Annotated in this window: 12 protein-coding genes and 1 pseudogene; 6 read left to right on the top strand and 7 right to left on the bottom strand. The window is 68.6% G+C overall.

What is annotated here, in order from left to right; all coding sequences use genetic code 11:
* Nucleotides 1-23 precede the first annotated feature (23 nt).
* On the bottom strand, nt 24-3,380 hold the full coding sequence (locus BLS95_RS19405) for a LamG-like jellyroll fold domain-containing protein (protein ID WP_176993272.1): 3,357 nt from the start codon (nt 3,378-3,380) through the stop codon (nt 24-26).
* A 393-nt stretch (nt 3,381-3,773) separates the two neighbouring features.
* Between BLS95_RS19405 and BLS95_RS19400 the strand changes: the two genes are divergently transcribed.
* Together BLS95_RS19400 and BLS95_RS19395 are read left to right on the top strand one after the other, a co-directional pair.
* Nucleotides 3,774-4,994, top strand: a complete 1,221-nt coding sequence (locus BLS95_RS19400; RefSeq protein WP_143043795.1) for an acetamidase/formamidase family protein — start codon at nt 3,774-3,776, stop codon at nt 4,992-4,994.
* A gap of 168 nt (nt 4,995-5,162) precedes the next feature.
* Nucleotides 5,163-6,182, top strand: a complete 1,020-nt coding sequence (locus tag BLS95_RS19395) for a hypothetical protein (protein ID WP_143043794.1) — start codon at nt 5,163-5,165, stop codon at nt 6,180-6,182.
* A gap of 72 nt (nt 6,183-6,254) precedes the next feature.
* Here the strand turns inward: BLS95_RS19395 and BLS95_RS19390 are convergent, their stop codons facing one another.
* On the bottom strand, nt 6,255-6,803 hold the full coding sequence (locus BLS95_RS19390) for an NUDIX hydrolase (RefSeq protein ID WP_090933149.1): 549 nt from the start codon (nt 6,801-6,803) through the stop codon (nt 6,255-6,257).
* Nucleotides 6,804-6,936: 133 nt separating this feature from the next.
* On the opposite strand from BLS95_RS19390, the gene BLS95_RS19385 reads away from it, so the two are divergent.
* Nucleotides 6,937-7,776, top strand: coding sequence for a class I SAM-dependent methyltransferase (locus BLS95_RS19385; RefSeq protein ID WP_090933147.1), 840 nt, complete (start codon nt 6,937-6,939; stop codon nt 7,774-7,776).
* Here BLS95_RS19385 and BLS95_RS19380 read toward each other — a convergent pair.
* The 3 genes from BLS95_RS19380 to BLS95_RS19365 all read right to left on the bottom strand — a co-directional run bounded on the left by BLS95_RS19380 (nt 7,749) and on the right by BLS95_RS19365 (nt 10,627).
* On the bottom strand, nt 7,749-8,600 hold the full coding sequence (locus BLS95_RS19380) for a phosphotransferase enzyme family protein (RefSeq protein WP_090933145.1): 852 nt from the start codon (nt 8,598-8,600) through the stop codon (nt 7,749-7,751). The genes BLS95_RS19385 and BLS95_RS19380 overlap by 28 nt on opposite strands.
* Nucleotides 8,601-8,951: 351 nt before the next feature.
* Nucleotides 8,952-9,359 carry a helix-turn-helix domain-containing protein gene (locus BLS95_RS19370; protein WP_176993271.1) on the bottom strand — a complete coding sequence of 136 codons (408 nt, stop codon included), beginning with the start codon at nt 9,357-9,359 and terminating at the stop codon, nt 8,952-8,954.
* 341 nt (nt 9,360-9,700) lie between these two features.
* A complete protein-coding gene (locus tag BLS95_RS19365; protein WP_090933141.1) occupies nt 9,701-10,627 on the bottom strand; it encodes an NADP-dependent oxidoreductase in 927 nt (308 codons plus the stop codon).
* Nucleotides 10,628-10,873: 246 nt separating this feature from the next.
* Between BLS95_RS19365 and BLS95_RS19360 the strand changes: the two genes are divergently transcribed.
* Together BLS95_RS19360 and BLS95_RS59835 are read left to right on the top strand one after the other, a co-directional pair.
* Entirely contained in the window at nt 10,874-11,455 is a 582-nt protein-coding gene (locus BLS95_RS19360) for a TetR/AcrR family transcriptional regulator (protein WP_245765155.1), read from the top strand.
* Nucleotides 11,415-11,627 (top strand): annotated as a pseudogene (locus tag BLS95_RS59835) (hypothetical protein); the annotation flags it as partial. The gene BLS95_RS19360 and the pseudogene BLS95_RS59835, both read left to right, overlap by 41 nt.
* A 369-nt stretch (nt 11,628-11,996) precedes the next feature.
* Here BLS95_RS59835 and BLS95_RS19350 read toward each other — a convergent pair.
* Together BLS95_RS19350 and BLS95_RS19345 are read right to left on the bottom strand one after the other, a co-directional pair.
* Nucleotides 11,997-12,350 carry a DoxX family protein gene (locus BLS95_RS19350; RefSeq protein WP_090933137.1) on the bottom strand — a complete coding sequence of 118 codons (354 nt, stop codon included), beginning with the start codon at nt 12,348-12,350 and terminating at the stop codon, nt 11,997-11,999.
* On the bottom strand, nt 12,347-12,907 hold the full coding sequence (locus tag BLS95_RS19345; RefSeq protein ID WP_218135852.1) for a cupin domain-containing protein: 561 nt from the start codon (nt 12,905-12,907) through the stop codon (nt 12,347-12,349). The genes BLS95_RS19350 and BLS95_RS19345 overlap by 4 nt, the downstream gene beginning before the upstream one ends.
* 79 nt (nt 12,908-12,986) lie before the next feature.
* On the opposite strand from BLS95_RS19345, the gene BLS95_RS19340 reads away from it, so the two are divergent.
* A complete protein-coding gene (locus tag BLS95_RS19340) occupies nt 12,987-13,496 on the top strand; it encodes a MarR family winged helix-turn-helix transcriptional regulator (RefSeq protein ID WP_090933135.1) in 510 nt (169 codons plus the stop codon).
* The last annotated feature ends 21 nt before the right edge of the window (nt 13,497-13,517 follow it).

Raw genomic sequence — 13,517 nt, 5'->3', positions numbered from 1 at the left:
GCAGGGGCGGGATTCTGGGCGGATTACTGCACAGCCAGGTTGTAGATCTCGTCCTCGGTGAGCGTCCCGGTATAGACCCGGACGTCGTCGATCTGCCCGAGCCACGGATCGCCGCTCATCGACCGGCCGATGGCCAGCCGGCCTCCGGCGTTCCACGGCGTGAGGTGGGCCGCGGACGCCACCTCGTCGCCGTCCACGTAGAGCTTGATCCTGCCGGCCGCGGCGTCGTACGTGGCGGCCAGATGGGTCCAGGCGTCCAGCTTCGGCGGCACCGCGTCCGCGGCGACGTCGTACGTGACCGCGCCGGTGGAGTCCGCCGAGGTCATCACCAGCGCCCAGCTGTCGTGCGGCTTGCTGTACTGCAGGTAGAAGCCGCTGCGGTGAACGCCGTCCTGGCTCACGGCGGTACGCCATTCGGCCTTGTCGTTCAGCCGCACCCAGGCGGCGACCGTGAAGCTGCGGTCGGTGCGGATCGCGGGCCCCGTGGTCGTGACGTTGCCGCCGGTGAACCGTCCCGCTCCGCCGATCCATCCGTCGCTCCAGGTCACCCCGGAGCCGGCCGTTCCGTGGCGGCCCTTGCCCGAGGAGTCGGCCACGGTGGTGCCGGACGTCTCGTCGAACCTCCAGTGGCCTTCCAGGATCACCGGCCGGTTGGCCAGTTGCGCGATCTCCTCGTCGCCGACGACGCGGTCCCACACCTTGGCGTCATCGGCGTCGCCGGCCCAGGCCGTCCCGATGGCGAACCCGCCCGCCGCGTTCCACGGCGTGCTCTGCACCGCCGTCGCCGCCTGCGGCCGGCCGTCGACGAAGAGCCGCAACCTTCCCGTCGCGGCGTCGAAGGTGGCCGCCAGGTGCGTCCAGACCCCGAGCTGTGGCGGCGCGTCCGAGGTGGCGGCGGGGTAGGTGACCGCGCCGTTGGTGTCCGCGGAGGTCATCACCAGGGCCCAGCGGTCGTGCGGCAGGCTGTACTGCAGGTAGAAGCCGCTGCGGGAGACGCCGTCCTGGCTGAGGATCGTGTGGTGGACGCTCCTGTCGGTGAGCAGCGCCCAGGCGGCGACGGTGAAGTTCCGGTCCGTACGGATCACAGGGCCGGCCGTGATGGCGCCGGCGCGGTCGGCGCCGTTCATCCGGATCGCCCGGTTGACCCGGCCACCGGTGGTCCAGGTCGAGCCGGCCCCCAGGGTGGCGTCATGGCCGTTGCCCGAGGAGTCCGCGGCCACGGTGCCGGTGGCCTCGTCCAGCTTCCAGTGCCCCACCGGGGGCGTGGCCGGCAGCACGCTGAACTCGTACCGCTTGAACGGGCCGATGTTGCCGGCCTTGTCGCGGCTCCACACGTAGAGGGTGTTGAGCAGGCTGAGCTGGGGCGTCACCCTGATCGTCGCCGTGCCGTCGGCGGCCGCGGTCACCGGAGTGGCGGCGCCGGGGGCGTCGCTGTTCAGGGCGAACAGGTAGCCGCCGATGTCATCGTCACCGCTGCCCGGGCTCAGTGTGAAGGCGCCCATCCGGCCGACCCCGCCGCTGGGTATCGGGTCTCCCTGCTCAGGAGTCTCCGGGTAGTCCGGCGAGCTCACCCGCGGCGCGCTGCCCGGCCGGTCCTGGTCGACGATCAACGCGCACCAGGGTGACCAGTCACCGTCGGTGAGGCCGTCCTGGGCCCGGACCCGCCAGCTCACCGTGGCCCCGTCGGTCAGCGTCCCGGCGAGGACCGGGACCGACACCGTGGTGCCGGAGGACACGAAGGGGGTCTCGTACCGGGCCAGCATCGTCCCGTCCGTGACGTACAGCTCGAACTGGGCGCGTACGGTCTGGCCCTTGCCGGCGTCCGGGTCGCTCACCCGGGCCCGCAGCCGCGGCGTCAGCGTGGTCACGTACGGCGTGGCCGTCCCGGACGCGCACGACACGCCCATGCTCGCGCCCACCTCGGTGGAGAGCTGGTCGGGCACGTTCGGCGTCGAGTTGTAGGTGATCTCCAGGACGGGGTTGTTGCGGAACTTCTTCCATCCGTAGGTGTCCGACTCGTCCGCGGCCCGCAGGCCGAGGGTCAGGTTGGACCATCGGCTGGCCGCGGCCTGGACGACGGCGGAGGTCGCGTTGAAGTCGACGCCGCCGTCGTTGCAGCTCGTGTTGTAACCCTTGGCGACGTTGACCTCGCTGATGAGCCTTGACCACGCCGGCTGCGCGTTCCACGTGGTGCCCGCGCCGATCGCGCTGGTCATCCAGAGCTGCACCCGGCGGGGCGAGCACGACCACGAGTGCACCTCGAAGGTGCGGAACGTGGCGCTGTGGATCGTCTTGCCGTTCACGGGCGCCGTGTCCATCCGGAAGAACGACCGGTAAGTGTCGCTGGTGGGGCCACTGGGCACATTCGGGTCGTTGTAGTAGCCGACCTTCGCCACGTCGCTGGTGTTGTAGTACTTCTGGTCCTTGAAGTGTTTGGAGACGTAGGTGAACGCCAGCCGGCCCGCCGCGTGCATCGGAGGGTCGATGTAGACCGGGAACACCAGGCCGGGGTCGCGCAGGAACTCCGGGTCGGGCGTGAGGACGAGGGCGGCCCTGCTAGCCCTGTTTGTCCTGTTCGGACCGGAGTTCGGCGCGGGGACGAGGCTGGTGGCCAGGGTGCTGATCGCGTCACCCGTCATGGGGCCGGTGAGCCGGTCGCCGTCGTCGGCCGGGGTGCCGGACGAGTCCCACATCTGCGGCGTGTTGCCGTGGAACGCCGGCGCGCCGTCGTCCGCGATCACCGCCAGGTTCCCCGACTTGTCGATCGTCAGGGTCCCGCCGGTGACCTCCGTGCCGAGCCGCAGGCCGGACAGCTCCGGACGGCTCGCGGTCTCGGCCGTCTTCACCACCAGGACCTGGGAGAACCCGTCGGCGGAGGAAGTGAGCTTGAGATCGACTCCGGGGATCACGTCGGCGTAGGTGGCGGTGGCGCCGCTCACCGTGGGCGCCGGCAACGGTGCAGGCCAGGTGTAGGTGAGCGCCACACCGTCCTCCGCGATGCGCACCAGTGGCGCGTCACCGCCGCCGGAGAAGGCGAGATCGACGGCTGAGGCGATCGGTCCCACCGTTCCGTCCGTCCGCCGGGCGAGTCGCGGCTGTACGTCGACCCAGGCCGAGCCCTGCCGAACTCGGGTGGGCCGGGCCGAGGTGACCAGCCGATGGTTGCCGTCGGGCTGGGCGAACACCTGCCTGGTCTCGGTACGCTCCGCCAGGATCTCGACGGGTTGCCCTGTCCGCCGGGCCGTGGCCATGGCGGTCGGCTCGTCTCCGGCGGCCTCGGGCGGCGCGGCCGAGGCCGCGCCGGATAAGCCCACGAGAGACGCGGCCAGGAGAATGAAGGAGGCGAGAACGGCGGCGAGGCGAGAACGACTGCCGGTCATGGCTGAGTGGGTTCGAGGAAGTTGAGCACGGGAGGTCCCTCTTCTCGCAGGAATTCGGGCGGGGCCGCACATCGACGTCCCGGCCCAGAATGAGACCGGGGCTACGGGGCCTCACAGCGTTTTCCGTGCCACCACCCTCGCAATGCGCGCCAATCGGTGAGCAAAAGTCCCTGCGTGTCCTCCCGGTCTCCGCCACCGACTCCGCATGAGTTCCCGCCCGGCCGGCGCGTGGCCGCGTGGCCGCGACCGAGAGCGGCCGGATTTTGCACGACCGTTATGCGGGCGAAACACCCGACGGCGACTGTGGAGCGACCCCTGATGATCATCGAACCTGGCAACGAGGGGAGACCTTCCATTTCCACCAATCACTGGAGCTCGGCAAGTCGGAGAAGCGTGCTTGCCGCCGGTCTGGCCGCAACGTTGGCGACCGGTGTCGCCACCCCTGCCCAGGCGTCGCCCGTGGACAAGGGTGGCCGCCGCGGTCCCAAACCCGCCAAGTGGCACCACCACCTCAGGTCCACCCCGGACAAACTGCACTGGGGTGGATTCCCGATCGGCTGGGAGCCCGGCCTCACGATGAGGTCGGGTGAGACCGTCCGCGTCGACACCCTCTCCCACCAGGGCTTCACCAACCCCGCCATCCACCCGCGCGACTACTTCGGCGCCTTCGGGGTCAAGCCGGACGAGATCCTGCCCGACGGGCTGGCGTTCTGGGAGACCCTGCCCGAGCGCCAGGCCACGGGCAGACAGTACGGCGGGCACATCCTGACCGGCCCGATCTACGTCCAGGGCGCCGAGCCGGGCGACACCATCGCGATCGACATCCTCGACATCGACACCCGCGTGCCCTACGGCTTCAACAACACCGCGCCGACCGGTGGCGTCATGGCCACGTTCTACCCCGGTTGGCGTGAGGGCGACGCGGGCCTCGACATCCCCGCCGACATCCCGCCCGGCATGCCGGCCGGCGTCTGGCCCGACGTCCGTACCCACCTCTACCGGACCGGCATGTACCGCGGCGAGGAGGTCGTCTTCTTCGCCGACGACGTCATCATCCCGACCCACAAGTTCATGGGGATCATCGCGGTCGCCTCGCCGACGGGCGAGTTCATCGGCAACACCGAGGACGCGGCGCCGCCGACCACCGGCGTGCAGAACTCGACGCCGCCGGGCAAGTTCGGCGGCAACATGGACGTCCGCGACCTCAACGTCGGGACGAAGCTCTACCTCCCGGTCTTCCAGCCGGGTGCGCAGATCTTCATCGGTGACCCGCACAGCTGCCAGGGCGACGGCGAGGTCAGCGGGACCGCCGTCGAACACTCGCTCGCCGGCACGTTCCGGATCACCCTGATCAAGAACGTGGAAACCGAGCTGCCGTGGGCCGAGACCGACGATCACTGGATCATGATGGGCATCCACTGGGACCTCGACCGCGCCATGCGGATCGCGGTCGAGAAGACCGTCGACTTCCTCGTCACCACCCGAGGCATGACCGTACCGAAGGCCTACTCGTTCGCCTCGATCGCGGTGAACTACCACAACGCCGAGGTCGTCGACCGCACCCAGGTCGTGACCGGCTACATCCCCAAGAGCGTCTTCAAGAACCGCCGCTGAACCGGCCTCGGGGCACGGGCGCCTGCCGGCCTGGGTGACCGGCGGGCGCACTTTCCGGCTGGGTGGTCACCGACACCCGCTGGAACGCGATTGAAGTGCTCGCCGGGCACTGGTCCGGCCTGGGGACGCGGTGGCACTATGGCGGGCATGCGCGTGCCATCGCGAGCCTTGAGCACTGGGATGGCCCTTGTGGTCGCCGGCCTGGTGGTGCTGACCATCGTCAGGGCCGGCGAGTTCTTCCGTGCCGGGGATGGAACGGTCTACACCGAGCGCGGCGCACTGTTGGACGCGGGTACCTTGCCTCCGCCGCTCTACCCCGTGCGGGCGTCCGTACCGGTCTTTGACCGCGCGGACGGCCGGGAGGTCGGCCAGATCACCCGAACCGTGATCTATCCAACCTCGAACACAGACTCCTGGACCACCGGTCGGATCTACGCCTGGGTTTGGAACGCCGACCTCTCCCCGGGGCTCGGCGAAGCGCAGGTCAGCGCCCGCGAAGTGAACCTGCGCAGCGCCGCCGACGCGCAGGTGGTGGGCACTCTCAAGCTGGGTGCGCCGCTGGAGAAGATCCACGTCAACGCCAAGGGAAGCTGGGCTTTCGCAGCGTTCCGCGTGGCCATGCGCTCGGCCGACCTCGGCCGTGAGGAACGCGGCGGCTCGTTCTGGACGAATGAGCACACCGTGTTCACCTGGACGACCAGGGAAGGCGGCGACGTCAACGGCAGGATGACGGAGCACCGCCTCAGAGATCCCGGCTACGTCCTCACACCATTGATGCTGCTTGTACTGGTCGCCGTCTACGTCAGCGTCACGCTCGCACGAAGGAAGGGCCGATACGTGAACAAGAGCAAGAACACCATCACGATCTCCGGAGTCACCAGCTCGGCGATCAACGTCCAGAGTTCTCTGGCCTCCGCTCTGGTCAGGGTGGAGGCCGGCGGGCAGGACGAGGCAGCGGCGGGCCTCGTACGATTGGTCGACCTGGTGAAGGGCTCCGGCCTGCCCGAGGACGACAAAAGGCAACTGCTCGACCTGCTGGAGACCTTGGCCGACGAGGCCGGAAAACCCGAGCCCAAGAAGGGCGTCCTGGCCGCGCTGGGCAAGGAGCTCGGGGTCTCGCTCACCGCCTCCGTCATCGCCGACCAGGCAACGCCCCTGCTGGAGCAGATCAGTCAGCTGTGGCGGTGATGTCTACCGGATCTACATTGTAAAGGCGTCGTCCTGACTAACTACTAATGCCGACCATAGACCCAAGTCGCATCAGATCCAGGTGTACTCCTTGTCCGTCACCGCGGGCAGCTCGACGGTGCTCGGCCTCGCGGTCGGAGTGGGCAGCTGGGCGAGCGCCGCTCCGATGGGAGGGAACAACGGCAGGTCGGCCTGCCGGTAGTCGACCCACTGCACATGACCGATCTCATGGCCGCCCTCGGCGAGTTCGTCGAACTCGTGAGTGGCGAGAGTGCGGCGGTCGTCCTCGGTAACGTGGAGGCGATAGATCAGGTGGAGTTTGCGGGGCGAAGGCGTGTTTCCCGGCCGCGTTACCCTCACGTCCATCAGCCACAGCAGCTCCGGCTCCGTGCCCACGCCGGGAGCGAGGGCGAGCTCTTCTTCCAGCTCCCGGGCGAGGGCGGCATCGAGCGGTTCACCTGCGGAAACGTTCCCCCCGATCGTGGTGTAGAGGTGGGTGTTGTTGGGGCGGTCCCTGCGCAGTAGTGCCACTTCGTCGCCGCAGAACACCAGGGCGCTGACACGGACCTTGATCGTTCTGAACGGAGTCTCGGGCGAGGGCTGATCATCGCTCACGTACATGGCCTTTCTCGACGAGGAAGACGACCCCACCTCTATTGAGGCCGGTCTCCCTGCACGGCGCTGATGGACCGTGGGCTGTGGCGGCAGCGGACTGGCCGCGCCGCGCCTGCCGGTTGCAGGCTAGGCTGCGGCGATGGAACGCGTAACCGATGGGCCCGAGACTTTCGCAGCAGGGCGTCCTGCGTGGGATTCGGGCGCAGCTCAGGCTGCAGATTCGGTCCAGGTGAATGACTACGACAGTTTCGCCGAGGCGTACTCGGCGGAGACCGAGAACAACATCGTCAACGCGTACTTGGCGCGGCCCGCGATCATGACCCTTGCGGGAGAGGTGGCCGGTCGCCGGGTTCTGGACGCCGGGTGCGGCTCGGGGCCGTTGTCCGCCGCGCTGCGTGAGCGCGGTGCCGTCGTCACCGGCATCGACTCCAGCGCCGGGATGCTGGCGTTGGCCAGGCGGCGGCTCGGTGATGACGTGGACCTGCAGGTGGTCGACGTGCGCGATCCGCTGCCGTTCGCCGACGACTCGTTCGACGACGTGGTGGCGTCGTTGGTGCTGCACTATCTGGAGGACTGGGGGCCGACGCTGGCCGAGATGCGGCGAGTGCTCAGGCCCGGTGGCCGATTGATCGCGTCGGTGCAGCATCCTTTGGTGGATTACTTGATTCAGGATCCTCCTCGGCCCAGCTATTTCGCGACCACCAGCTTTACCGAAGACTGGACGTTCAACGGGCAGTCCTTCCCGATGACCTTCTGGCGCAGGCCGTTGCACGCGATGACCGATGCCTTCGCCTCCGCCGGGTTCCGCCTGACGGTCATCAGTGAGCCGCAGGCCGACCCGGCCGCCCGTGAGCTGTTCCCCGACGAGATCGATGACTTCACGGCCAAGCTCAGTTTCCTGTGCTTCGTGGTTGAGGTGCCTCCGTCGGCTGCGGCGTCGAAGGCCGGCGATCAGCCGGGGGTGTCCAGCCCTTTGTGATCGAGCGCTGCTCGGATCTGGCCGAGCCACTCGTTGCCGAGCCGGCGCCCGTTCGGGAGTTGGTCGTCTCGATCCCAGCGCCAGGTGGTGATCATCGCCAGTACGAGGATCCGGCACTCGCGCAGCAACTCCTGATCGATCCCCGGGTAGTGCCGGCTGACGTCTTCGGGCGCATGGGCGAGGTCGAATTCGACAGGTCCACGGCAACACGTCTCAAGGTCGATGAACAGCGGCCCGTTCTTCGTGGTGAGCACGTTGCCGGGGTGTGGTTCGCCGTGCAGCAGTTGCTCGGCGGCGCCGCGCTCGCCGATCACTCGTCTCAGGTTTCGTAACGTGTCACCGAGCAGTTCCCGGTCCGCGTCGGGAAGCGCCGGAGTACGGTCGCGGTTCGCCACGAGTTGCTGAGCCTGTTCGACTCGATCCGTGAAGTGCGGTGTCGGGACGTCGAGCTTGCGCATGCCGGCATGCAGCCGCTCAAGCGCGTTGGCGTAGTCGGCTGGTGAGACCTCTGGAGGTGTCACGGGTTCGTAGTAGGTCCATAGCGTGACGTCGAAGCCATCCCGCTTATGGACGCGTGGCTCCACCCGAGGCTCGAGAACGGCCACAGGGCAGCCGGATTCGGCGAGCCGCTGAGCAAGGTCGACTTCGAACTGCGCGATCTGATGCGTTACGGGTGCCACCCGGGCCAGGACGTCACAAGGCAGGAGACGCAGAGTGAGCTTGTTCGAGTTCTGAAGAACGATCGTGTCGTCGACTGCCAGGCCAAGTGATGAGGCGGTCGACATGGCCGCGGCCACGGCACGCGAAACCTCTGACGCCTGCATCGTCGCCTGGCCTCTTTCCCTTGAGTGCTGTCGTGGCTCTCCATTCTGCTCCATTGCCGGTGGGACCTCCGCCTGGCCGTCCGAGCGCGGCCTGCGCCTCGGCTGCCAGCGCCTCACCTCCCGGTTCGTCGCCTATCGGGACGCGGATCGAGTAGTGCACCTGCACGAAGTGCGGCTCAGCCCGCTCTACCCAGCTCTCCACCAGCGGGAAGTAGGCGGGCTTCTTTGGTGACGGTGCTCAGCTGGTTGAACTCCAGAACGCGTTCGATCTGGTCGACGAGGCAGGTGGTGAGCCGGAAGTTGCCGTTGGTGACGCGAGCGATCGCGGCGATGGCTTCGGTGGTGGCGAAGTCATCGGAATTCCCGAGACCAGGGTGGGGCAGGCTTGGGCTGGCCACGCTGGGCGGCCACGCCGACGGCCTGCCGATGGATCTTCGCGATCGTCGGACGGGGCGGTTTGAGCGCCAGGCCTTCGATGAAAGCGATCAGCTCCTCGGGTAGCCTGCGGCGCCCCTTGTCGGAGCGGCCGGCCCGGGCCAGCCCCAGCAGGCCGTCCCGTTTGTAGGCGGCCAGCCAGCGCTGCGCCGTCCGGTACGGCACGCCGCTGCTGGCCGCGGCCGCTTTGAGCGTCACTCCCTCGTACAGATGCGGCACCAGGACCCGGTACCGCGCCAGCGCCACCGGTGTAGCGTCGGTAGCGCCCGTAGGGGTGTCGCCGGGCGGGGCAGCGGGGACGGCGTCGGGTGGTTCAGCGCTCATTGCTTCACGGTGACCCTGAGGCGGGAGGTCGCGCCAGGCCGTTGTAGAGCAGCGGCGAGGTGATCGGTGCTGTTGCTCCGGAGGAACCATCCCGGTCCGGGCGAAGGTATGTCGCGGACCAACGGCCGTGAATCCAACGAAGTTGGTCGCTTCCGGTTACCGGGCAGACGTCGACGGCGGCCGGGCGCGACGCCCGGAGGTGTGGGGCCTTTCAGGAGGCGCTGGAGGAAGCGGGCGGTCGCTTGTGGCGGCCCTGGTAACACTCCCGCAGCGACCGGACCGTTGCAAGATCACAATCGGCCACAGCGGAGGCCTCGCTGATCTTGATTTAGCCGCAGCCGTCAGATCGGCGTCAGGACCAGTTTGCCGCGGACGTGCCCTGTCTGGCTGTCGCGGTGGGCGGCGGCCGCGTCGGCCAAGGGATAGGTGCGGGCGATGGAAACCGTGATCGTGCCGACCGCCACGAGCGCTGCCGCTTCGGCCAGGATGCCGGGCATGTCGTCGGGCTCGCCGTAGGCGAACCGCACGCCCAGTGACTCCGCCGACGCGTCGGCAATAGTGATCACACGGTCGGGGTTTCCTGTCAACTCCACCAGGGCTGGAAGGGAGCCGCGTCCCGCTACGTCCACGGCGGCATCCACACCGGGCGCGGCGACGGTCCGGACCCGGTCGGCCAGGCCGTCGCCGTAGGTCACGGGGATGGCACCGAGGGAGCGCAGGTAGTCGTGGTTGCGCGGGTTGGCCGTGCCGATCACCGTGAGTCCGCGATGCCGCGCGATCTGGGCGGCGATAGTTCCCACACCACCGGCCGCGCCATCGATCACGATCGTCTCGCCCTGTGCCAGTCCGAGTTGGGCAAGGGCGTGATAGGCCGTGGTGCTGGCCACGGGCAGGGCGGCTGCCACCTCCCAGGACACCGCTTCGGGCTTGGCGGCGATAGCGTCGAGGTTCGCCAGCGCAAGTTCGGCGTAACTTCCGGCGACCGCCTTGCCGAACACCTCGTCTCCGACGGTGAAATCGGTCACGTCTGGCCCTACGCATTCGACGACGCCGGCGACATCGACACCGGGAACGGCCGGAAACCGCACGGGCATCACGGCGGCCATGGCGCCGCTGCGGAGCTTCCAGTCGATGGGGTTGACACCGGCGGCGCGGACGGCGATCCGGACCTGCCCCGCGCTGGGCTCGGGCACCTCACGCTCGGCCACCCGCAAGACCTCGACTTCACCGTACTCAGAGAACATGACAGCCCGGCAGACCCGTTTCATAGCTTCCTCTCTCGGCTTGGCGTCCCATCAATGACGTCCAACCAACAGGGCCCAACTGCGCACTCCGCACATCCGGGCTCAACTCCGCCACGAGTTCGGCAAGGACGTGGACCGGCTCGCTGTTCTGGCGTGAAACGCTCCCATCGCTCCCATCGCACCCATGCAGCCTGCAAACGAGACATAAACCGGTCCGCTGGTCCGGTACGATACGGTCCGCTGGTCCACTTATGCAAGAAGGGTGTGGCTGTGACCGAACGCGCCGATGCCGCCCGCAACCGCGCCGCCGTGCTGGCCGCAGCGGAAGCGCTCTTCCAGCGCGAGGACCTCGACCATGTCAGCCTGGCGCGCATCGCCCAGGCCGCCGGGGTCGGCAAGGCCACGATCATGCGCCGCTTCGGCGACCTGCTGGGACTGGTCGATGCGCTCATCGCGCCACGTGTCACCGCCCTGCAGAGCCGCGTGCGATCTGGAAAGCCCCCGCTCGGACCCGGCGGAGACGCTGTCGCACGCCTGCACGCCTACCTTGATGCATTGCTCGATTTCGTCTTGGAAAACCGCACGCTCATCCGCGCCCTGGAGCACTACGGGCCGCACGCCTACTACGCCAACCCCGCCAGCCGATTCTGGATCGACGAACTCGCCGACCGGATCCATGCGGCGCGGCCCACGGTGGACGCCGGATACCTCGCCCATGCCGTGTTCACCGCACTCCGCGCAGACGTCATCGACTACCTGCGCTGGCATCAGCACATGGACACCGAACGCATTCGCGCTGGCGTGCACGCCCTTGCCAATCCGCCAGACCTTGGGCCCAACCTACACCGGTGATCCCTTGCGGGGGCGGCCTGTCGGGTGGCCCCCCACGCATCCCAACCCGGGCTTCCGCAGAACTGCCGACGCGGGCGGCACACTGATCGACGCGGCGAACTGCTACGCGTTCTGGTCCGATCCGGATGGCGCTGGCGGGCACAGCGAACGGGTGATCGGCGCATGGCTGGCCGGGCGTCCCGGTATGCGCGACCGCGTGCGTCTCAGCGCAAAGGCGGGCGCCCAGCCGGTCGGCGGCGGCGAGTGGCCGGCCAACCGGGAAGGGCTCTCGGACCCGGCGATCAAGACGGCAGCCAGCGCGTATCCGATGGCCAAGCTATACCGCATTGCAGCTACGACACTCGTATCTCAGCCCGCGCCCCGGCGCGTCTGTTCCTGGCCACGCTCTTCTACCGGGGCACGCATTCCCCCGCGTGCTGGGAACGAAAGTTCCACCGCTCCCTGCCCATGCTCCTCAGTTCCGTGCGCCGCTGACGGCGCCCGACCCTCGTCCTTCCCGCACACCTCGCCCGGTGTCGCCGTCCGGGCGAGGTGTGGGCCGTCAGGCGGCGGCGGTCTGGATGAGGGCGGTGATGATCGCCAGGCAGGCGACGGCGATCGGCGCGGCGGTCTTGGCCGGCGCATCTCCGGCCCTGAGGTGTACGGCCACCGCACCGGCCATCAGGCAGACCAGGCCGGCGGCCGCGGCGATGCCGATCGGCCATCGGGCCAGGCCGGCGAGGAGACCTGCGGCGGCCAGCGCCTCGCTGAGGCCGATGAGCCGGTAGGCGGAATAGGACAGGCCGAACCGCCTCGCGTCCTCGCGCATGGAGCGGGCCCCCGCGAGTTTGGCGGCGCCGCCTGCCAGCGACGCGCCCGCCAGCACGATGGACAGGATGACGGCCGTCACGTTCACCGTGCGTCTCCTTCCCTGGCAGGGGGCGCGTCGTCACTCGGCGGCAGGACGAGGAGACGGCTCCCGGCTTCAGTGCCGCGGAAGTGGCGCCAGACCACGCTGTCGTGGAAGTGGTTGTCGTAGAGGTCCTGGGCGTCGAGGATCTCCTTCGGACTCGCCTCGCCCCGGCGGACGCGGTCTCCCAGCCGGAAGTAGCCGAAGCGCTCGGCGCCCGGCTTGAAGATCAGCATGTCCACGCCTGTGTACTCCGGAGTGCTGAACGCGTGCGGGGTCTGCGGCGGCACGAGCAGGAAGTCGCCCGTCCCCACGGTGACGACGTGCTCGCCGGTCAGGACGTGCAGGCCGCCGTCGATGATGTAGAAGATCTCGGCCGCCTCGTTGTGGTAGTGCGGCGGCGGCCCGTCGGTGTTCTTACCGATCTTGCTGCGGATCGCGCTGACCCGTCCGCCTGTGGTCTCGGCGTCCGCCAGCAGTTCCATCATGTTCGGGGGCTCGCCGAGGATCTCGGCCTCGCCCGCCCGCACCAGCACCGCTTGGGTGTCATGGGGATCGATCACAGTCAATGCCACTCCCTAGGTAGTTCGTGGCACGATAGTACGACGTCTAACTATCTCTTGTCGAATAGAATCTGGCGACATGACGGCAGAAGCAGACCCGGAACCCAGAGACGCGATCGACGCGATCCTTGAACAGTGGCGGCACGAACGCCCCGACCTGGACCTTTCGGCCATGGGTGTCCTCGGCCGCCTGTCGTTGCTCACCCGCGCTGTGGAGGCGCAGGTGGAGGGCGTGCTCGGGCGTCACGGCCTCGGTCGCGGGGAGTTCGACGTGCTCGCCGCCCTCCGCCGCTCGGGCCCGCCGTACACCCTGACCCCCTCGGAGCTGTCGGCGACCCTGATGATGTCGCGCGCGGGCATGACCAGCCGACTGGACCGCCTGGAAGCCGTCGGCCTGGTGGAGCGCAGCCTCGACCCGGCCGACCGCCGCAGCTTCCGCGTCACGCTGACCGACGCGGGCAGGGCGATCATCGACGCCACGCTCACCGACCACGCGGCCACCCTCAAGCGCCTGACCTCTGGCCTCGCCTCCGAGGACATCGCCACGATGACGCGCATCCTCCGCACCATGCTGGACACCGTCACCTGACCGTACAGTTGATCGTCGTAC

It is taken from the genome of Nonomuraea jiangxiensis (genome assembly GCF_900099965.1).
Taxonomy (GTDB): Bacteria; Actinomycetota; Actinomycetes; order Streptosporangiales; family Streptosporangiaceae; genus Nonomuraea; species Nonomuraea jiangxiensis.
Note: the sequence above shows the minus strand (reverse complement) of the source record. Positions and strands in the feature narration are given on the sequence as shown.